This window comes from Testudinibacter aquarius (assembly GCF_004342725.1).
Classification (GTDB): Bacteria; Pseudomonadota; Gammaproteobacteria; order Enterobacterales; family Pasteurellaceae; genus Chelonobacter; species Chelonobacter aquarius.
In genome coordinates, this window is record NZ_SMCP01000007.1 from 53,996 (window position 1) to 76,114 (window position 22,119).

Consider the following 22,119-nt stretch of genomic DNA (forward strand, 5'->3'; position numbering starts at 1 on the left):
GACCATGAAATTTATCGATATCGCCAATCCGGGGGTGCGCCAGTTGTCGCCGTATCAGGCAGGCAAACCGATTGAGGAGTTGGAGCGCGAACTGGGGATTAGCAGCATTGTGAAACTGGCTTCAAACGAAAATCCGTTTGGTTTTCCGGAGAGCGCCAAACAAGCGATCAGCCGCCAATTAGATAATTTGACCCGCTATCCCGATGCCAACGGTTTTGAATTGAAGCAGACGATTGCGCAAAAATTTGGTTTAAAGCCGGAACAAATTACCTTGGGCAACGGCTCGAACGATCTGTTGGAAATCACCGCACACACGTTTTTAAATGCCAATGATGAAGTGATTTTTTCGCAATATACCTTTATTGTGTATCCATTGGTTTCGCAAGCGATCAACGCCAAAGCAGTGGTGGTGCCGGCAAAAGATTACGGGCATGATTTGAACGGCTTTTTGGCGGCGATCAGCGAAAAAACCAAAGTGATTTATCTTGCCAATCCGAACAATCCGACCGGTACTTTTTTAACTGCCGAGCAAATCGAAGCGTTTTTAGCACAAGTGCCGGCGAATATTTTGGTGATTTTAGACGAGGCGTATACTGAATTTACCTCAGTGCATGAACGAGTACCGTCATTTAATCTCTTGCAAAAATACCAAAATTTAGTGGTGTGCCGCACTTTATCCAAAGCTTACGGTTTGGCAGGTTTGCGTATCGGTTATATGGTGTCCTCGCCAGAAGTGGCGGACTTGTGCAACCGCGTGCGCCAACCGTTCAACTGCAACAGCTTGGCGTTGGCGGCGGCAGTGGCAGTGGTTAATGATGATGCCTTTATCGAAAAAGTGGCGGACAACAACCGCCAAGGTCTGCGCCAATTGGAAACCTTTTTTCAACAAAAAGGCTTGCAGTATATTCCGTCTAAAGGCAATTTTATCACCTTAGACTTGAAACAACCTGCCGCTCTGATTTATCAAAAACTACTGGAAAACGGCGTGATTGTGCGCCCGATTGTCGGTTACGGCTTACCGAATCACTTGCGGATCAGCATTGGTTTACCGGAAGAAAACCAACGCTTTATTGATGCGTTGAGTTTGATTTTAGGGTTGTAACATCTAACATACTGATAAATATTGCAGGGGCGGATAGTTAATCCGTTCCTAGTTTGGCTAAATATCCTTGATGAGTAATCTATGCAACAACCAACTTCAATCACCTTAAACCCGATCGCCCGTGTCGAAGGCACGATTAATCTACCCGGCTCAAAAAGTTTATCCAACCGTGCGTTGTTGCTGGCAGCTTTGGCAAACGGCACGACCAATGTCACCAATTTGCTGGACAGTGACGATGTACGCCATATGTTGAACGCGCTGAAGCAGCTTGGCGTAAGCTATCGGCTTTCTGCGGATAAAACTGAATGTGAAGTGACCGGATTGGGCGGAGCGTTTTGTCTGAAGGACGGTTTGTCACTGTTTTTAGGCAATGCCGGCACCGCAATGCGCCCGCTGGCGGCAGCGTTATGTTTACGCCATAGCAAAGCCGAGGCGGGTGAAATCGTGTTGACTGGCGAACCACGTATGAAAGAACGCCCGATCAAACATCTGGTCGATGCGTTGCGCCAAGCCGGAGCGGAAATCGATTATCTGGAAAATGACGGTTATCCGCCATTAGCAATCCGCAATAGTGGCTTGAAAGGCGGCAAAGTGCGGATCGACGGCTCAGTGTCGAGCCAGTTTTTGACCGCACTTTTAATGGCGGCACCGCTGGCAGAGGCGGGTACCGAGATCGAGATTATCGGCGAGTTGGTGTCGAAACCCTATATCGACATCACCCTGAATATGATGTCGATTTTTGGCGTGCAGGTGGACAACCAAGACTACCGCACTTTCAAGGTAAAAGGGCAGCAGCAGTATCAAGCACCAGGGGATTACTTGGTGGAAGGCGATGCGTCATCTGCCTCTTATTTTTTGGCAGCCGGGGCAATTAAAGGCAAAGTGCGGGTCACCGGTATTGGCAAAAACAGCATTCAAGGCGATCGCCTGTTTGCCGACGTGTTGCAAAAAATGGGAGCGAAAATCACCTGGGGCGACAGCTTTATCGAAGCGGAGCAGGGCGAATTGCACGGTGTGGATATGGATATGAATCACATTCCCGATGCCGCAATGACGATTGCCACCACCGCACTTTTTGCACAGGGCGAAACCGTGATCCGCAATATTTACAACTGGCGGGTGAAAGAAACCGATCGCTTAACGGCAATGGCAACTGAGTTGCGTAAAGTCGGTGCGGAAGTGGAGGAAGGCGAGGATTACCTGCGAATTCAACCGTTGCTCTTGAACCAATTTAAGCACGCTGAAATCGCAACCTACAACGATCATCGCATGGCGATGTGTTTTGCACTGGTGGCGCTTTCTGATACCTCAGTGACAATTCTGGATCCGGGGTGTACAGCGAAAACTTTCCCAGGCTTTTTTGACGAATTTTTAGCCCTGTTGCAATAAGGGTTAAGCATTATATTTATTCATATTAGCGGTAAATATTGACTATTTATTCATTTAATTGAATTTTTATTTTATTGATGGACAAAAAATAGGATTTACCGCATAATGTTCAACCGCATAAACAGGATTTATCCGTTCAGCACAACATCATCTCAACGATTATCAAAAAATAGGAATTATTATGTCTGCGACAATTCTTGAAAATCTTCCGTTAGGTCAAAAAGTCGGTATCGCATTTTCCGGCGGCTTAGACACCAGCGCTGCCTTGCTATGGATGCGGCAAAAAGGCGCAGTGCCCTATGCGTACACCGCCAATTTAGGGCAACCTGACGAAGACGACTACAATGCCATTCCGCGCAAAGCCAAAGAATATGGCGCAGAAGATGCACGCTTGATTGACTGCCGCACCCAACTGGCACACGAAGGGATTGCGGCGATTCAATGCGGGGCGTTCCACATTTCAACCGGCGGCGTGACCTATTTCAACACCACCCCGTTGGGACGGGCGGTGACCGGCACCATGTTGGTGGCGGCAATGAAAGAAGATGACGTGAACATCTGGGGTGACGGCAGCACCTTTAAAGGTAACGATATTGAGCGCTTCTACCGCTACGGCTTGCTGACCAACCCGAATTTGAAAATTTACAAACCATGGCTGGATCAACAATTTATCGATGAACTAGGTGGCCGTCATGAGATGTCTGAATTCTTGATTGCCAACGGTTTCAACTACAAAATGTCAGTGGAAAAAGCCTATTCCACCGACTCCAATATGCTGGGCGCCACCCATGAAGCCAAAGATTTGGAATTTTTGAATACCGGAATCCGTATCGTCAAACCGATCATGGGCGTGGCGTTCTGGGATGAAAATGTCACGGTCAAAGCAGAAGAAGTGACGGTGCGCTTTGAAGAGGGCGTGCCGGTGGCGTTGAACGGCAAAGAATATACTGATCCGGTTGAATTGTTCTTGGAAGCCAACCGTATCGGTGGTCGCCACGGTTTGGGTATGAGCGATCAAATCGAAAACCGGATTATCGAAGCCAAGAGCCGTGGCATCTATGAAGCGCCGGGCATGGCACTGTTGCACATTGCCTACGAACGTTTAGTCAGTGGCATTCACAACGAAGACACGATTGAGCAATACCGCATCAACGGTTTGCGTTTAGGACGTTTGTTATATCAAGGTCGCTGGTTTGATCCGCAAGCGTTAATGCTGCGTGAAACTGCACAACGCTGGGTGGCAAGAGCGGTCACCGGTGAAGTGACATTGGAACTGCGCCGTGGTAATGACTATTCAATTTTGAATACCGTTTCGCCAAATTTGACCTACCAAGCGGAACGTTTGAGCATGGAAAAAGTGGAAAATGCCCCGTTCAGCCCGGCGGATCGGATTGGTCAATTGACGATGCGCAATCTGGACATCATTGATACCCGCGCCAAATTGGGAATTTATACCGAAAGTGGCTTATTGATTGCCGGCAAAGATTCGGTATTACCGCAATTGGGCAAAAAAGACTGATTTCCGGTTAAACCATTAAATCACACTAACCGCACTTTATTGAAGTGCGGTTTTTTTTTGATAAAAATTTAAAAATATAGTTGACAAAAAACCGTTTTTTTTTTGAATGGGAGGGATTTTAACTGTCATTTATTAACGGAGTCTTTATGTTTAAAAAATCTTGGGTTTTTCCACTATTAAGTTCGGTATTCGTATTATCCGCTTGCAACGATGTTAAAGATGCGAATAAAGAAAATTTCAGCAAAGCGATTCAAGAAGCCTTAGATACGCAAAAAGTGGTTTGTATTACTCTACCGACTGCAAACGTGCAACCGGCTGATGACTCAGCATTAAAAATCGGTGATGTTGTATTATTGGATCGGGGTATTCAGAGCGGCGCTGAAATTCAGCAAGCCGATTTTTTAGAATCGTTAGAATTTTTTACTAAAGAAAATAAAATGCTTGCTTTGAAAAGAATGTGGGGTGAACCGACTGAGGAAAAGGTCGTAGTTTATTCTGAAACAGATAAAATCAAACCTTATCTAGTTGAGGAGTCAAATGCTTTCTCTTCAAGTCGAAAACTGTGTAGCGGAAGAGCGGTTGTGGAGCAAATCGTTAATTTTACCGAGCCGGGTGAGCAAGGCGGTGTCAAGGCTTCGCAGGTCAATTACCGCATTACGATTAAAGATCTTGCCGATTGGGCGACTTCCCCGACATTTGAGCAAATTTATCCTCGAGCCAAGCTAACAGAATCCGAGCTGAATAAAACAAGTATTTTGATTTTGACTAATGAAGGCTGGAAAGTAAATCTCTGATGGAGGGTTTTCAATAACACTATACTAAAATAGCACTCACCAATGGCGCAAGTTTGTCACTTGTGCTATTGGTGGCAGCTTGTTAAATAATCCACTCATTCATTCAACTCATCAAACAATATTTCCGATATTATCAATCAACAAATAAAGCTTAAATTCTGCTTTTTTCGTGCTAAGATATGGCTCGTTTTTTTGCACAGAGTAGGTGCGAAAAAGCATATTATTCTTATTTCTATCACTTTAAAACAACAAGTAACCTTGCGTATGGGTTACCACTGTACAAGGATTTTTTATGCCAATTATTACTTTACCTGACGGTTCACAACGTCAGTTCGACCATCCGGTTTCCGTATTAGACGTTGCCCAAGATATTGGTGCAGGTCTTGCCAAAGCAACCATTGCAGGGCGTGTCAACGGTGAACGTAAAGACGCTTGTGATCTAATCAGCCAAGACAGCAAACTGGAAATTATCACCGCCAAAGATGAAGACGGTCTGGAAATTATCCGTCACTCGTGTGCCCATTTATTGGGACATGCGATCAAGCAACTGTTTCCGAGCGTGAAAATGGCAATCGGACCGACCATTGACAACGGCTTTTATTATGATGTTGATCTAGACCGCTCTTTGACCCAAGAGGATTTAGACGCATTGGAAAAAAGAATGCAGGAGCTGGCGAAAACCGATTACGAGGTGGTCAAAAAAGTGGTGAGCTGGCAACAGGCTTATGACACGTTTAAAGCGCGCGGGGAAGTGTATAAACTGGCGATTTTAGATGAAAATATCGACAAAGCGGCAACACCGGCGTTGTATCACCACCAAGAATATGTAGATATGTGCCGTGGGCCGCATGTACCGAACATGAGATTCTGCCACCATTTCAAATTGCAAAAAGTGGCGGGCGCTTATTGGCGTGGCAACAGCGACAACAAAATGCTGCAACGGATTTATGGCACTGCCTGGGCAGACAAAAAACAACTGGCGGCTTACTTGCAACGTTTGGAAGAAGCGGCAAAACGCGATCACCGCAAAATCGGCAAAGCGCTGGATCTATATCATATGCAAGAAGAAGCACCGGGCATGGTGTTCTGGCACAATGACGGTTGGACGATTTTCCGTGAGTTGGAAACCTTTGTACGCACCAAATTAAAACAATACGATTATCAAGAAGTGAAAGGTCCATTTATGATGGATCGCGTGTTGTGGGAAAAAACCGGTCACTGGCAAAATTACGCAGACTTGATGTTCACCACCCAATCAGAAAACCGTGAATATGCGATCAAACCGATGAACTGCCCGGGGCATGTGCAGATCTTCAATCAAGGTTTGAAGTCTTACCGTGATCTGCCGTTGCGTATGGCGGAATTCGGTTCTTGCCACCGTAACGAACCGTCCGGCTCGCTGCACGGCTTAATGCGGGTGCGTGGTTTCACTCAAGACGATGCGCATATTTTCTGTACCGAAGATCAAGTGGAAAGCGAAGTGACGGCTTGTATCCGCATGGTGTATGATATTTACAGCACCTTTGGCTTCACTGATATTCAGGTCAAACTGTCGACCCGTCCGGATTCGCGTATCGGCTCCGATGAAATTTGGGATAAAGCCGAGGAAGGTTTAGCCAATGCGTTGAAACACAACGGCTTGGAGTATGAAGTGCAAGAAGGCGAAGGCGCATTTTACGGACCAAAAATTGAGTTTGCGCTGCGTGACTGTCTGGATCGCGAATGGCAGTGCGGTACGATTCAGTTAGACTTCGCCTTACCGGGACGTTTAAACGCCTCGTATGTGGCGGAAGACAATGACCGTCGTGTACCGGTGATGATCCACCGTGCAATTTTGGGTTCAATCGAACGTTTCATCGGGATTATCACCGAAGAATATGCCGGTTTCTTCCCGGCGTGGTTGGCGCCGGTGCAAGCGGTGGTGATGAACATCACCGATTCGCAAGCGGATTATGTACAACAAGTGGTGAAAAAACTGTCTGATGCCGGTTTACGAGTGAAATCCGATCTACGCAACGAAAAAATCGGCTTTAAAATTCGCGAACACACCCTACGCCGTGTGCCGTATATGTTGGTTTGCGGCGACAAAGAGATCGAAGCCGGCAAAGTCGCTGTCCGCACCCGCAAGGGACAAGATCTTGGCTCAATCGATGTCGATGAATTTGTGCAAATCTTAAAAACACAAGTTTATCAACGGGAATTGAAGTTGTTGAACGAAGAGTAATCTTTCTTAGATAGGAAAAAGGCAAGTTGGACTTGCCTTTTTTATGAAGCTATTCCCTATCGACGCGGTCAAATCTGGCTGATAATCTCCGACAATATTCCGGCACGACTTCGGTTGCCGCACCATAATAAGCCTGTTTAAAAGCCGAGCGACCTTTGCCGGGTTCGAGATTCAATTCAACGGTGGTGGCATTGGCAAAATTGGCTTCTTCGACAAAGCCGGCGGCGGGATAGACATTGCCACTGGTGCCGATGGCGATAAAATAATCGCACTGTTGCAGCGCTTGGTAAATCCGTTGCATTTCAAACGGCATTTCGCCAAACCAAACAATGTGTGGACGCAAGCTGCCACCGCACTTTGCGCAATGATCGCTTGTGGTGATGTCCTGCTGCCATGGATAGATGCTGGCGCAGTGTTGACACCGCACTTTGAGTAATTCACCGTGCATATGGATCAAATTTTTGCTGCCGGCACGTTCGTGCAAATTGTCCACATTTTGCGTGATTAATAATAAATTCCCCGCCAATTTTTGCTCCAATTCGGCTAATGCATAATGTGCAGCATTTGGTTGAATTTCGCTTTGTTGCAATTGTTGACGGCGTTGATTGTAAAAGCGCTGCACGAGTTCGGGATTGCGTTGAAAACCCTCAGGCGTGGCAACGTCTTCGATACGGTGTTCTTCCCATAAACCATCACTGGCACGAAAAGTGCGGATTCCGGATTCGGCAGAAATGCCGGCACCGGTCAGCACCACGACTTTGGGGGTAAAAGTGCGGTTTGTCATCGGATTATGCCTGTTTTTGTTCGCGTAACTGGCGCAAAATGCCTTTCATGCTGTTGTCCAGTTCGGCGCTCAGGCGTAGGGTTTCGCCGCTTTTTGGGTGTTCAAAGCGAATCGCATAAGCGTGCAGGAATAAACGGTTTAAGCCCAGTGCCTGCATTTTTTGATCGAAATCCTGATCGCCATATTTGCTGTCGAGGGCAATCGGATGGCCGGCGTATTGGCTGTGTACCCGAATTTGATGGGTGCGGCCGGTGATCGGCATGGCTTTAATCAAGGTTGCTTGTTCGCCGTAACGTTCTTCCACGCTGAAACGGGTTTCCGACGGTTTGCCTTGTTCGCTGACGCGCACAATCCGCTCGCCGCTCGCCAATTCGTTTTTATTGAGCGGGGCATTAATCACTTTGCAGTGGGATTGCCACTGTCCGCGCACCAGCGCCAGATACTCTTTTTGAATGGTTTTGTCGCGCAATTGTTGATGCAGATGGCGTAAAGCCGAGCGTTTTTTGGCAACCAGCAAAATGCCGGAGGTGTCGCGATCCAAACGGTGAACCAATTCAAGAAAACGAGCTTCAGGACGCAGGCTGCGCAAGGCTTCGATCACGCCGAAACTTAGCCCGCTGCCGCCGTGTACTGCCATGCCGGACGGTTTGTTGAGTACCAATAATACATCGTCCTCAAACAGAATTTGCTGTTCCAGTTGTGCGACTTGATGCAGCTTGTTAGAAAGGGGGGCTTGTTCTTTCTCAGCGATTTTCACCGGTGGAATCCGCACGATATCATTGGCTTGCAGCTTATATTCCGCTTTTATCCGTCCTTTATTGACCCGCACTTCGCCCTTGCGGATAATCCGGTAGATCATGCTTTTAGGCACCCCTTTCAACTGGCTGAGCAGGTAGTTGTCAATCCGTTGTCCGGCTTGATCGGCATCGATTGTTTGAAAACGCACGCTTGCTTGCATGCTGTTAGTTTTAGGTTGTTGAATGGTCATAATGCAGCAATATTATCCTTTCACTTGAATTTGCGGTTTATTATAGAGAAAAGTAGCAGGAATAGCAGAAGAAATGTGATTTTGTTACAAATTTATCTTATCTCACCTTGCCAACCCGCCCTATAAAATGAAATAATGACACGCTTTTATTGTGTGTGGGGGCATAGCAATCCTCTGACATAAATTAAAATTGAAAAAAGAATTTGCCGTTTGACGGCATCTGGCCGCCGATGAATGCAACAATCAGTGTAAGACATTTCAATCTGCGGTTGTCATGATGGATAACGTTCGTCCGCTTGCAAAATATAAACCATAGTATTTTGTTTTTACTAATTAAATGATTTTGGCATTAGTAATATCATCAATGCACCTGAGCATAGACAGTCGTGAGATTGACTGTAGCAGACAGACACAAGGTCGATGATAAAGCCCAGTACGCAAGTTATCCGTTTGAGAATTAAGCAAATAATTGAGTATCAACAACAATGAAAAGAATGTTAATTAATGCAACTCAAAAAGAAGAGTTGCGTGTTGCGCTGGTTGATGGACAGCGTTTGTTCGACTTGGATATTGAAAGTCCGGGGCACGAACAGAAAAAAGCCAATATTTACAAAGGAAAAATCACCCGGGTTGAACCTAGCCTGGAAGCGGCGTTTGTCGATTACGGCACTGACCGCCACGGTTTCCTGCCACTGAAAGAGATTGCCCGTGAATATTTCCCGCAAGGTTACTCCTTTCAAGGTCGGCCAAATATTCGTGATGTGCTGAAGGAAGGACAAGAAGTTATTGTTCAAGTCAGCAAGGAAGAGCGTGGCAACAAAGGTGCGGCGTTGACGACCTTTATTTCGTTGGCCGGTAGTTATTTGGTGATTATGCCGAATAATCCGCGTGCCGGCGGTATTTCGCGCCGTATCGAAGGCGACGAAAGACAAGAGCTGAAAGATGCGTTGAGTTCATTAGACGTACCGGATGGTGTCGGTTTGATCGTGCGCACCGCCGGTGTCGGCAAATCGCAGGAAGAGTTGCAGTGGGATTTGAAAGTGCTGCTGCACCATTGGGATGCGATTAAACAGGCGTCTGAGTCTCGTGCCGCACCGTTTTTGATCCATCAAGAAAGTGATGTGATTGTACGGGCGATCCGTGACTATTTGCGTCGTGATATCGGCGAAATTCTGATCGACAGCGCCAAAGTGTACGAAAAAGCCAAAGCGCACATCAAGCTGGTACGTCCGGATTTCATCAATCGTATCAAGCTATATCAAGGCGAAGTGCCATTGTTCAGCCACTATCAAATTGAATCACAAATCGAATCGGCATTTCAGCGCGAAGTGCGCTTGCCGTCCGGTGGTTCAATTGTCATTGATGTGACCGAAGCCTTGACCGCAATCGACATCAACTCGGCGCGGGCAACACGCGGTGGCGACATCGAAGAGACCGCACTTAATACCAATTTGGAGGCGGCAGACGAAATTGCACGTCAATTACGCTTGCGTGATTTAGGTGGTTTGATCGTCATCGACTTCATTGACATGACCCCGATTCGTCACCAGCGTGAAGTGGAAAACCGCATGCGTGATGCGGTTCGTCAAGATCGCGCTCGGATTCAAATCAGCCGTATTTCGCGTTTCGGTTTATTGGAAATGTCACGCCAGCGTCTGAGTCCATCATTAGGCGAATCCTCGCATCACATTTGTCCACGCTGTCAAGGCACCGGTAAAGTGCGTGATAACGAATCGTTGTCGTTGTCGATTTTGCGTTTGTTGGAAGAAGAAGCGTTAAAAGAAAATACCTCACGGGTGCATACCATTGTGCCGGTGGAAATCGCCTCTTATTTGCTGAATGAAAAACGCAAAGCAATTTACAGCATTGAAAAACGCCACGATGTTGAAGTGATTGTGGTGCCGAATGAGCAGATGGAGACACCGCACTTTTCGGTGTTCCGTTTGCGTGATGGCGAAATCAGCAATACCTTAAGCTACAATTTAAGCAAATACCACGCGCAAGACGACGATAATGGTAATGCTTACAACAGTGAAGAAAACTTGTTGACGCGCAGCCAGCCGGCAGACAGTGCGGTGGTGACGGTGGAATCAGTGTTGGAAAAAGCCGCTGCCGGCGAGTTGAATATGCCGACCGCAGCACCGATGCCGGTGGCAGAAGTGGTCGCTCCTGCACCGCAAGCATCGTTACTCAGCCGTTTGTTTACCAAGCTAAAAGGGTTATTCGTCGCTGAAGCTGAGCCTGAAACTCAGGAAAAAACAGATGAGAAAGCCCCACGTCGTCGCAACAATGAACGCAATGGTGATCGTCGTAATAATCAAAATCGTAATCGTCGTCGCAATGATCGTAGCGAGCGTGATAACAGTAATAGTGATCGCCCAGCCAATGAACGCTTAAGCAAAACCGAGAATAAATCGGATAGTGCCGCAAAACGTAACAATGAGCGCAACAATGAGAAAGAGGTGGCGGAAAGCAGCGATAATGCAGTTAAAAATAACCGCAATGATCGTAAGCGTTCTAACCGTAAACGCAATGATGTTACGACTAGCGAAGCGCTTGAAAGTGCGGATTTAGCGGAAAAATCCAAAGCATTGGGTGAAAGTGCCGAGCAACCGGCAGCAGTTCGTCGTGAGCGTCGTAACTTGCGTAAAAAAGTGCGTCTAAACGCAGATGTTGAGCAAGCCGCAGCGGATCAAGCGGATTCTGAACAAGCTTCGGTTATTGAACCTGCTATTGAAAGTGCGGTCACGCCGTTGGTAGCCACAGCGCCAGAGCGCGATCTATCGCTGGATTCAGTCGCTGTAGATAGCAATATTGAAGCATTGGAGTTGGCAGAAGATACATCGGAAGTAAAAGAAGAGTTGCGTCAACGCAATTCACGTCGTCGCCGTTTACCTCGCCATTTGCGCACCGGCAGCCAACGCCGCCGCCGTCAAAGCCCAAGCACAACTACACAGGTTGCGGCAATGCCGTTATTTGCAGCGGTTGCTTCGCCTGAATTGGCAAGCGGTAAAGTGTGGGTTGATATGCAATATGTGAGCAAAGCACAAGACGCTCATGGTTTACTCCGTGATGAAAGCAGCGCTCCTTTTGTGCCGGTAGAGACGCTGTTACAACAAGAGCAGCAAGCGAAAGTCGAAGAAATAAAACCAGAGCAAACAAAACCAGAAAAAAGTGCGGTCGAGGTGTTAAGCACACCGGCAGTATCTTTGCTTGTTGATAGTGAAAAAAGCGCACAGCCGCTAGGTTTTGTTACTCAGGCAGCTAATGAATCGGTCGAGAAGAAAATTAAGGCCTCTATCGCAGAAGCTGAAGCCGAAGCGGAGCGAGAGTTCAAACCGGTTGCACCTGTCGTGGCTCAATTGGCAGAAGTAACTGTAGAAGCTCAGCAAACTGTTTCAGCATCGGAGCCTGTTGCACAAGTGCTTTTCGGTACTTATTCGAAAGTGACACATACTCGTTCGGCAATGGCGCAAGCCCCTTCTTTTGCTGCACAACCGGCGTTTGAAATCGTGCAATGGCAAGAATCGCGCTACCATTTCCATGGTAAAGGCGCAGCCGGATACAGCAGTGCGAGCAGCCATGTTTTTGCAGCGCCGACCCAAGCCAAAAATGACTAATTAAGGCGGGTTGTCTAACACCATACAACCTCTATCTGTTATGCAGATAGAGGTTTTTTTCTGGACAGTTGAAAAATCAGAACCGCTCTTTTAGCTTTGGCAGTAAAAAATAGCGTAATAATTTGATATACTGAATGCCAATTCAGAGACAGAAAATAAGGTAAAAATCCGGTGGCAAACGAAAAGATGCATTTTGCGGCAACAGGAGAGGGTTCGGGCCAGAAAAAAATCGAGCAAGCGATGACACCGCATTCGATCGAAGCTGAACAGGCGGTTTTGGGCGGGCTTTTATTAAGTAATGATCAGTGGGAAGAGGTGATCGAGCATGTGATCGCTGATGATTTTTATACCTACGGACACCGATTAATTTTCAACCAAATGGAACATTTGGCACGCCTCGATCAACCGATTGATATTATCACCCTCGATCAAGCATTGAAAAACAAAGGCATTATTGATGATGTTGGTGGTTTTGCCTATCTTGCCGAATTATCCAAAAATACCCCGAGTGCTGCCAATATTCTGGCGTATGCTGATATTGTGCGTGAAAAAGCAGTACTGCGTGAGCTGATTTCGACTGCACATAAAATTGCTGAAAGTGGCTACAGTCCGAAAGGGCAGCCGGTGAAAGAGGTGTTGGACGAGGCAGAGCGAAAAATTTTTGAAATCGCGGAGAAACGCAATGGCAGCAATGAAGGCCCGAAAGGGGTGTTGTCAATTTTGGATAGCACGTTAGACAAAATTGAGCTGCTGGCAAAATTGAAAAATAAGAACGGTGTCACCGGCGTATCAACAGGTTTTTCCTCGTTGGATCGCAAAACGGCAGGGTTGCAGCCTTCGGATTTGATTATTGTCGCCGCCCGTCCATCGATGGGTAAAACCACGTTTGCGATGAACCTGTGTGAAAATGCGATGATGGGTGAAAGCAAACCGGTATTGGTGTTCAGCCTTGAGATGCCGGCAGATCAAATTATGATGCGGATTTTGGCGTCAATGTCACGAGTCGATCAAACCAAAATCCGTACCGGGCAAATCGAAGATGAAACCGAGTGGGCACGAATCAACAGTACGGTACAAATGTTCAGCGATAAACCGAACTTGTTTATCGACGACTCTTCCGGCTTGACCCCAACCGAACTGAGAGCCCGAGCACGCCGAATTTATCGTGAGCACGGCGGTTTGAGCCTGATTATGGTCGACTATTTGCAATTGATGCGCGCGCCCGGTTATCAGGACAACCGCACTTTAGAGATCGCCGAGATCTCGCGCTCATTGAAAGCCCTGGCAAAAGAACTGCAAGTGCCGGTGGTTGCACTGTCGCAGCTGAACCGTAGCTTGGAACAGCGTGCTGACAAACGTCCGGTCAATTCCGATTTGCGTGAATCGGGATCTATTGAGCAAGACGCAGATTTGATTATGTTTATCTATCGTGATGAGGTGTATCACGATAACAGTGAAATGAAAAATATTGCTGAAATCATTATCGGTAAACAACGGAACGGTCCGATCGGCAAAGTGCGGTTGATGTTTAACGGGCGTTATTCCCGTTTTGACAATTATGCCGGCCCTGAATATAACGAAGAAGATTAAGAGGTTAGGGTGAAAACAGCAACTGCAACGGTTTCATTGTCTGCGCTGCAATACAATTTGCAACAGGTGAAGCGCTTAGCACCACACAGCCGTATTTTGGCGATTGTTAAAGCCAATGGTTATGGGCATGGCATGCTACAGGTCGCCGAAGCGGTGCAGCCATATGCAGATGGCTATGGCGTGGCACGTTTGGCAGAGGCACTGGCACTGCGAGAGCAGGGGATTGAAAAGCCGATTTTATTATTGGAAGGATTTTTCAGCGCAGATGATCTGCCACATTTGATAACCCACAATATTGAGACGGTGGTGCACAGCGAATATCAATTGCAAGCGTTGGAGCAAGCACTGAAAAGTGCGCTATTAGACCGTAAGATAAAAGTTTGGCTTAAAATCGATAGTGGTATGCACCGTTTAGGGGTATCGTTAGCAGAAGTCGATGCTTTTTATCAACGTTTGCAATGCTGCCCGAATGTGCAGCCGCAGATTAATTTTGTCAGCCATTTCAGCCGTGCCGAAGAGTTGCAGTGCGGTTACAGTGAAATTCAGTTGCAGCGCTTCCAACAGGCGTGCAGCGATAAAGACGGTGAACGCAGTCTTGCCGCATCGAACGGAATTTTATACTGGCAAGCCTCACATTTTGACTGGGTGCGTCCGGGGATTATCTTATATGGCATTTCGCCGACCAATGATCAGCTTGCGACAGAATATGGTTTGCAACCGGCGATGACGTTCAGCTCAAGCCTGATTGCAGTGCGTGAACATCCGGCAGGCGAGCCGATTGGCTATGGTGGCGCATGGCTGAGCCCAAAAGATACGAAAATCGGTGTGGTCGCATTGGGGTATGGTGATGGCTATCCACGCGATGTGCCAGCAGGAACGCCGGTATTAATCAACGGCAAGCGCGTGCCGATTGTCGGCAAAGTGTCGATGGATATGATTACCGTTGATTTAGGTGCTGATAGCCGAGCGCAAGTCGGCGATGAAGTGATTTTTTGGGGCAAAGATTCGCAGCACAATGTGTTGCCGATTGAAGAAGTCGCGCGGCATATCGGGGTGATCAGCTATGAATTAGTAACCAAGCTGACTCCAAGGGTAATAATGGAATACAGATAGCAACAGAATATTAATTAACTCATGAGGTATCAAATGCAAAATATTAATCCGACCACAACTGCCGCATGGCAAGCATTGACAGCACATAAGCAACAGCAGCAAGAGGTGACCATTGCGCAACTGTTTGCACAAGAAAACCACCGTTTCGCCGATTATTCGCTTTCTTTCAACAATCAAATTTTAGTCGATTTCTCTAAAAACCCGATTAATCAAGACACCTTAACACTGTTGCGACAACTGGCAAACGAATGCGCCTTGCCACAAGCGATCGAAGCGATGTTCAGCGGCGAAAAAATCAACCGTACCGAAAACCGCGCAGTGTTGCATACCGCACTTCGTAATCGCAGTAATACGCCGGTGTTGGTGGATGGCAAAGATGTGATGCCGGAAGTGAATGCGGTGTTGTCGAAGATGAAAGCGTTTTGTGAGCGTGTGATTGGCGGTGAATGGAAAGGTTACACCGGCAAAGCGATCACCGATGTGATCAATATCGGCATCGGCGGCTCGGATTTGGGCCCTTATATGGTGACCGAAGCACTGCGCCCGTATAAAAACCACTTGAATATGCACTTTGTCTCCAACGTGGACGGCACGCATATTGCCGAAACGCTGAAAAAACTCAATCCGGAAACTACCCTGGTGCTGGTAGCATCGAAAACGTTCACCACGCAAGAAACCATGACCAATGCGCTTTCCGCTCGTGATTGGTTTTTGGCGACGGCACAAGATCAAAAACATGTGGCAAAACACTTTGCGGCGCTGTCAACCAACGGCAAAGCGGTAGCAGAGTTCGGTATCGACACCGCCAATATGTTTGAATTCTGGGATTGGGTTGGCGGTCGCTATTCTTTGTGGTCAGCGATTGGCTTGTCGATTGCATTGTCGATCGGCTTCGATAATTTTGAACAGCTGTTAAGCGGTGCGCATGCGATGGATAACCACTTCCGCCATACCGCACTTGAGCAGAATATCCCTGCAACGTTGGCGTTAGTCGGGATTTGGAACAGTAACTTCTTGGGTGCAGAATCGGAAGCAATCCTACCGTATGACCAATATTTGCACCGTTTTGCTGCTTATTTCCAGCAGGGTAACATGGAATCCAACGGTAAATTTGTCGCACGTAACGGGGAAAAAGTCAGCTATCAAACCGGGCCGATTATCTGGGGTGAACCGGGCACCAATGGACAGCACGCCTTTTACCAATTGATTCACCAAGGTACGCAGCGCATTCCGTGCGATTTTATTGCCCCGGCGCAGAGCCACAACCCGTTGGCGGATCACCACGCAAAATTGCTTTCCAACTTCTTTGCGCAAACCGAAGCCTTGGCCTTCGGCAAAAGCCAAGCCGTGGTGGAACAAGAATTTTTAGACGCAGGCAAAACCTTGAGCGAAGTGGCGCATATCGTGCCGTACAAAGTATTCGAAGGCAACCGCCCGACCAACTCGATTTTATTGCAAAAAATTACCCCGTTCAGTCTTGGCGCATTGATTGCGATGTATGAGCATAAAATTTTTGTACAAGGCGTGATCTTCAACATCTTCAGCTTCGACCAATGGGGAGTAGAGCTGGGCAAACAGCTTGCCAACCGCATTCTGCCGGAGTTGGAAAATGACCAAACAATCAGCTCGCACGACAGCTCGACCAACGGTTTAATCAACCAATTCAAAGCGTGGCGTTAACTGCATAATCGCAGATTAAAAATCCAATCACTGAGATAGTGGTTGGATTTTTTGTTATCTGTATATCTGTAGTGCACTAGTCAACTGATTTCTCTACGGCAAAAATCTCGCGTCGTAGCGGATCAATCTGCGCTCGAATGCCAAAAGCAGCCGCTAGATTGTCCTCGGTCAGCACACTTTGGGTTGCGCCACTGGCAATGATCTTACCGCCGCCAAGTAAAATCACTTCATCACAGAAACGGTAGGCAAGCGAAAGGTGATGAATGGCGATGACACAAGTGCGGTCGGGCATGAGGGCTTTCAGTTGCTGCATGATGTCGATCTGATAATAGGGATCGAGCGGTGCAATCGGCTCGTCTGCCAGCAGCAAAGGCGCTTCTTTTATGCAGCAGCGTGCCAGTTGCACTCGTGCTTTTTCGCCGCCGGACAGTTGTTTGAACGGCTTATCAAGCAGTGGTGCTACCGCAAATTTTTCAGCTACTGACCGCACTTTTTGCTGCTCTTTGTTGTGTGAAGAGAGGTTGGAGTAGGGGGGTAATAAGCCGAGCGCAATCACATCATACGTTGATAAATCCCAATGAATCTGTATGTTTTGGGCAAGATAGGCTAATTGTCGGCTTTTTTGTTGTGGGCTGATGCCGCTGAGTTTGCGGTTATTTAGCCAAATCTGACCGCTCTTTGGCGTCAAAATACCGGCAATGGCTTTCAGCAAGGTAGATTTGCCTGCACCGTTCGCCCCCATAATCCCGATCAATTTGCCTTGTGTCAGCGTACAAGTAATATCCTCTAAGGCGTAGGGGAAACTGAGGTGTTCAAGCTTAATCACGATAAATGCTCCGTTGTTGCTGCAATAAAATCCAGATTAGACACGGTGCGCCGATCAGGGCGGTGAGTGTGCCGATATAAATATGTGAGAAAAACGGCAGATAGATAATGCTTAAATCGGCAACCAACAGCAGCAATGCGCCCAATAACCCGCTGGTGAGGTACAATTGTGACGGACGTTTTTTGAGTAACAGACGGGCAAAGTGCGGTGCAATCAATCCGATAAAACCAATGGTCCCTGTTTGCGGAATCACTGCGCCGACCAATAATGCCACGCCAAAGGTGGTGATAAAAAAGCTCTTTTTGGGATCAATACCCATCGTGCCGGCGGTTTCTTCGCCAAAAGTGAGCAGATCCAGATAACGTCGTTGGCGGTATAAGCAAAAAATACCAAGCAAGATAATCGCTAATGATAACAATAAGGTGTCTGTTTTCGCCCATGCCAATGAGCCTTGCAGCCAACGGTACAGCTCCGCCAATGCCCACGGGCTTTGGGCGTTGGAAAGCAACAAGGCAATGGCAGAAGCGAGCAGCATATTCACTGCGACACCGCTTAAAATCATCATTGTCGTGCCGTGATTTTTAGCGATCAGATAGACCAATAAAAAACTCAACAACGCACCTGTCACACCGCCTAACAATAACAGGCTCAAGGGGGCGGAAAAGTAATATAGAATAAACACGCTGGCGGTGGTGGCACCGTTGGCGCTGCCTAATAAACCGGGGCTGGCAAGTGGATTTTGAAAGATGCCCTGCATCGCATTGCCGGCGATCGCCAAACTGGCGCCGGTCACTATCGCCAAGCCAAGGCGCGGCAAGCGGATTTCCCACAGCACTAAGTCGCGCATATCGCTCAACACACCCTCGGCATTGCGCAAAGCGGCAAAATCGCCTAGTTGGTAATACATGGCTGCCGTGCTGATCCCTAGCAACAGCACGAGCAGTAACAGATTCAGTTTATTCATGTTTTTCATTTAATTGTTGATAAAGCAACTGTTGATAAAGCAGTGCTGCTCCCTGCCACACCCCGTGATCGAAACAGTAAGTATATTTCAGCGGTGCGCTGGCTTGTGCGCGAGATTGGAACAGCTGCTGCAACAACGGATGGGAAAGCAGCTCCGCTTGCGTGTTATAACCCTGTTTGTCGCTCAGCGCAATCAGGAAATTGGGCTGGCTGCGCACGACCTGTTCCAGTGAGAAATTTTGTGCGCTGAGATGGCTTTGCAGCGGGGTTAGCCCAAGCAGTTTTAATAGCGTTTGATATTGCGGCAAATCGCTTTCCACCACGCCGGTATCAGATAAAATCAGGGTTTCGGTCAGGGCTTGATTCAGCTTAAAATTCTGGGCTTGTAATGCGGCGACTAACTGTTCGGCGTGCACTTGATTATGGGTGATGTCGCCCAATTGCAGGATAAACGCAAACAGTTGCTCCGGCGTTTGCGGACTGTCGTTGACCGGGATAATCTTCACGCCAAGCTGTTTTAGCGCAGTGGCCAGTTGCGGATAAAACTGTTGATTGAGTAACACGGTTTTGTCTAAATAAGGCAAAAGTGCGGTCAAGTGCGGTTGCAGCGTCGGTTTGTCGTGATTCAGCTTATCCAACATCATCAGCGGATTGGTAGAATAAGGCGACATTGCCGCAATTTGCTCCGGCCGAGCCAATTCGATCAGCAAGCGATCGCTGCACAGGGTCAGCGAAACGAATTGCTCGGCGTGGGCAATCGGTGCGCAAAGGCAAAGTGCGGTGAGAATTTTAAAAATGTTGTTCATTTGCTGTTGTGGTGGATTGAAATTGCCTTCAATAATTATATTTCATCTCATTATATATCAGAATGGGGTTTGTAGGGGCGGATTGCATCCGCCCTATTATCGTTCGTAGTTTTATCATTGGGGGCAGATTCAATCTGTCCCTATAGTTGGAATATTTATATAAAATCGATCTTTTTCCCATGTAAATGGATTATGCTGGATATATTCGGCAATCTGCTCATAAGATTTTTCATCACGGATAATATGCTCATAATAATTACGTTGCCAAATCTTATCACCTAAAAATGGTGCGAGTTTTCGAGTAACCGCAGATTTATATCCTCTAATTATTGCACCAATTGTATTGCTGGAAATATAAAATGGCGTTTGTGAGTCATTCGGATTTAAATTTTCTGTAATAGTAATAATGCCGTGTAAATGGTTTGGCATGATAATAAATTCATCTAATTCAATATTTTTTCGTTTATTTGCATTATTCAGCCATTCGTTATAAGCAATGTTGCCATATTCATTAAGCACCATGGTGCCATTCTCTATATGACCAAATAAAGACATCCTGTCTGCACAACAAAGCGTAACAAAATAACACCCTTCAGAAGCATAATTATAATGCGGTAAGCGTATGGTATGGCGTTTATGTGTGTCTGGATTATATTTCATATTTATCATTGCAGGGGCAAATTGCATACGTCTTGTTAAATAATGCGTTTTATTTAGGGCAGATGCAATCTGCCCCTACGGTTCTATATAAATAATGTCTATTTTACCGTCTAAAAACTGCCTTTTAAACCAACATAAATGTTGCGTCCGTCTTGCCCGTAACCCACTGTGTGTTCGTATTTTTTATTGAACAAATTATTGAGGTGAGTATAAACAGTGAGGTTTTTACTCAGTTGATAATCGGCACCGAGGTTCACCAGTGTATAAGACGGCATTTTTACTCGTGATGAGGTATACGTGTTTTCATCATAATAGCTGTCGATACGTTTTCCAACATAAGAGACATTCACATTGGTGCTGAATTGTTGTGTGATTTGATACGCCAAACCTGCATTTGCGGTATGTTTTGGGCGGCGCACCAATTCCATCTGCTTGCTGTCTTTTGCACGTAAATAGGTGTAGTTGGCATAGGCGTTCAACACGTCAGTCAATTTGCCGTTATACGCAATTTCCACCCCACGGATTTTGCTGGTGCCGTCCACATTGACTGCACGTGAGGTGTAGGTGATTAAATCAACCACTTCACTGCTGATTAAATGATCGACATTGCGTGCAAAATAAGTCACATCAACGCTATGGCGTTTATCGCTTGATTCAAGTAAGAATCCAATGTCACCACCACGGCTGCGTTCCGGTTTTAACTCAGGGTTAGCCAGATAACGGCTGTTCCAACCATAGTATTCAGTTATGGTCGGATTTTGAATAGCGGTTCCCAGACTGGCGTGAGCCTTGATGTTCGGCGATAACCGATAGGCTCCGGCAATGCGACCGGTAAAGGCATTTTTATATTCAGAACTATCGTTAAAACGCCCGCTGATAGAAAGACTGTGATCTTGCTCGCTGAATAAACGGTATTCTGTTGCAATACTTTTTTCGATTAAGCTTTTTTCAGTGCTATAAGAACTGGAATCATATTTGGCTTGTTGATATTCGGCTAGCATGCTAACGGCTTGTTTCACTGCGCCTTCACGATCAAAATTGATATCTAATTGATAATTGGCATTCAGTTTTTTCGCATCATAGCGGCTTGCCCAAGCGCTAAAGGTATCGCTATCGGTTTTAATGTGGCTTACGCTGGCTTGTTGCTTGAACAGTTGTTGATCGTTGCCTAAGTAACCACTTAATTTCAAGGTGGTATCACGGGTGCGGGTGTAGTCATCAAATGCTGTTTCGCCCGCATAACTATTATCAAAACGAACGTTTTGGCTGGAATGTGCAGCCAGCACTTCAACCCCTTTATCCTCGGCATCATAACCTAAGCGTAACGAGGCATTGTCACGGTGGAATTTATCACGTTCTTTGGCTCCTCCTGTAGTGATCGACGAGCCGTTTTCCGCAGTATAACGAAAAGTATCGCGGCTATAAGCGGAAATACCACGAGTCCGTTGGCTGTCGCCATGCAGGGCATAGTAGAACCCATTGTTATAACCGGAAAGCGTGGCGGAACCGCTGACGGTGCCGTGTGAACCGGTGCCGAAATCAAAATCGACATTAAACGGCTTGTTTTTGTACAGACCGCTCTTGGTGGTGATATAAATCACACCGCCCATGGCATCGCTGCCCCACAGGGCGGATTGTTCGCCGCGCAAAACTTCGATTCGATCGATATTACTCAGACTTAAGCCGCCAAAATCAAAACCATAGCCGGTGACCGGATTGACTTTTACTCCGTCAATAATCACTGCTGTATGGTTATCATCGGCACCGCGCAAATAAAAATTGCTTAGAGTGCCACGCCCGCCAGAGGCACTCCATGCCATACTTGGCACGGTCTTGAGTGCGTCGCTGACATAAGTTGCATCGCGATTGGCAAAGTCTTGCTCGGTTAAAACGGTGACAGATGAGGCGGCTTGAGCTTGATTAACCGGCGCAGCATACGCCGAATAGACGGTGATTGGTTGCAGTGTAGTGGTTGCTTGTTCGGCAATCGCTAATGACGGCAGCGTTGCCAAAAGTGCGGTGGTGATAAGATTCTTTTTCATAGGTTCCTTAGAGTAATTT

General features: G+C 46.9%; 16 protein-coding genes. 9 read left to right on the forward strand and 7 right to left on the reverse strand.

What is annotated here, in order from left to right; genetic code table 11:
• Positions 1-4: 4 nt before the first annotated feature.
• From hisC to thrS, 5 genes are all read left to right on the forward strand, one after another.
• Positions 5-1,102, forward strand: coding sequence for a histidinol-phosphate transaminase (gene hisC, locus EDC16_RS08470; RefSeq protein ID WP_132967382.1), 1,098 nt, complete (start codon positions 5-7; stop codon positions 1,100-1,102).
• A gap of 81 nt (positions 1,103-1,183) precedes the next feature.
• Positions 1,184-2,491, forward strand: coding sequence for a 3-phosphoshikimate 1-carboxyvinyltransferase (aroA, locus tag EDC16_RS08475; RefSeq protein WP_132967384.1), 1,308 nt, complete (start codon positions 1,184-1,186; stop codon positions 2,489-2,491).
• 181 nt (positions 2,492-2,672) lie between these two features.
• Positions 2,673-4,010 (forward strand): argininosuccinate synthase, encoded by a 1,338-nt coding sequence (argG, locus tag EDC16_RS08480; protein WP_165894227.1) that lies wholly within the window; start codon positions 2,673-2,675, stop codon positions 4,008-4,010.
• Between the two features lie 146 nt (positions 4,011-4,156).
• Positions 4,157-4,804 (forward strand): hypothetical protein, encoded by a 648-nt coding sequence (locus EDC16_RS08485; RefSeq protein ID WP_132967388.1) that lies wholly within the window; start codon positions 4,157-4,159, stop codon positions 4,802-4,804.
• Between the two features lie 292 nt (positions 4,805-5,096).
• The gene (gene thrS / locus EDC16_RS08490) at positions 5,097-7,028 is read left to right on the forward strand and encodes a threonine--tRNA ligase (protein WP_132967390.1); all 1,932 of its coding nucleotides are present in this window, start codon (positions 5,097-5,099) and stop codon (positions 7,026-7,028) included.
• A 49-nt stretch (positions 7,029-7,077) separates the two neighbouring features.
• On the opposite strand, the gene cobB is transcribed toward thrS, so the two are convergent.
• Both cobB and rluC read right to left on the reverse strand, forming a co-directional pair.
• Positions 7,078-7,812 carry a Sir2 family NAD+-dependent deacetylase gene (gene cobB, locus EDC16_RS08495; RefSeq protein ID WP_132967392.1) on the reverse strand — a complete coding sequence of 245 codons (735 nt, stop codon included), beginning with the start codon at positions 7,810-7,812 and terminating at the stop codon, positions 7,078-7,080.
• A gap of 4 nt (positions 7,813-7,816) precedes the next feature.
• A complete protein-coding gene (gene rluC, locus EDC16_RS08500; RefSeq protein ID WP_208857786.1) occupies positions 7,817-8,800 on the reverse strand; it encodes a 23S rRNA pseudouridine(955/2504/2580) synthase RluC in 984 nt (327 codons plus the stop codon).
• A 485-nt stretch (positions 8,801-9,285) separates the two neighbouring features.
• Here rluC and rne point away from each other — a divergent pair, with 485 nt between their 5' ends.
• The 4 genes from rne (at position 9,286) to pgi (ending at position 16,803) form a co-directional block, all read left to right on the forward strand.
• Positions 9,286-12,420 (forward strand): ribonuclease E, encoded by a 3,135-nt coding sequence (rne, locus tag EDC16_RS08505; protein WP_132967394.1) that lies wholly within the window; start codon positions 9,286-9,288, stop codon positions 12,418-12,420.
• A gap of 186 nt (positions 12,421-12,606) precedes the next feature.
• Positions 12,607-14,010: a replicative DNA helicase gene (locus EDC16_RS08510; protein ID WP_132967497.1), complete on the forward strand. Its 1,404-nt coding sequence runs from the start codon at positions 12,607-12,609 to the stop codon at positions 14,008-14,010.
• Between the two features lie 9 nt (positions 14,011-14,019).
• Entirely contained in the window at positions 14,020-15,123 is a 1,104-nt protein-coding gene (alr, locus tag EDC16_RS08515) for an alanine racemase (RefSeq protein WP_132967396.1), read from the forward strand.
• A 33-nt stretch (positions 15,124-15,156) separates the two neighbouring features.
• Entirely contained in the window at positions 15,157-16,803 is a 1,647-nt protein-coding gene (gene pgi / locus EDC16_RS08520) for a glucose-6-phosphate isomerase (RefSeq protein ID WP_132967398.1), read from the forward strand.
• Positions 16,804-16,879: 76 nt separating this feature from the next.
• On the opposite strand, the gene EDC16_RS08525 is transcribed toward pgi, so the two are convergent.
• The 5 genes from EDC16_RS08525 to EDC16_RS08545 form a co-directional block, all read right to left on the reverse strand.
• Positions 16,880-17,629, reverse strand: coding sequence for an ABC transporter ATP-binding protein (locus EDC16_RS08525; protein ID WP_132967400.1), 750 nt, complete (start codon positions 17,627-17,629; stop codon positions 16,880-16,882).
• Positions 17,622-18,602, reverse strand: a complete 981-nt coding sequence (locus tag EDC16_RS08530) for a FecCD family ABC transporter permease (RefSeq protein ID WP_132967402.1) — start codon at positions 18,600-18,602, stop codon at positions 17,622-17,624. Before EDC16_RS08530 ends, EDC16_RS08525 begins: the two co-directional genes overlap by 8 nt.
• Positions 18,586-19,398, reverse strand: a complete 813-nt coding sequence (locus EDC16_RS08535) for an ABC transporter substrate-binding protein (protein ID WP_132967404.1) — start codon at positions 19,396-19,398, stop codon at positions 18,586-18,588. Before EDC16_RS08535 ends, EDC16_RS08530 begins: the two co-directional genes overlap by 17 nt.
• 129 nt (positions 19,399-19,527) lie before the next feature.
• The gene (locus EDC16_RS08540) at positions 19,528-20,058 is read right to left on the reverse strand and encodes a transposase (protein ID WP_232517202.1); all 531 of its coding nucleotides are present in this window, start codon (positions 20,056-20,058) and stop codon (positions 19,528-19,530) included.
• A gap of 110 nt (positions 20,059-20,168) precedes the next feature.
• On the reverse strand, positions 20,169-22,100 hold the full coding sequence (locus EDC16_RS08545) for a TonB-dependent receptor plug domain-containing protein (protein ID WP_132967406.1): 1,932 nt from the start codon (positions 22,098-22,100) through the stop codon (positions 20,169-20,171).
• Positions 22,101-22,119 lie beyond the last annotated feature (19 nt).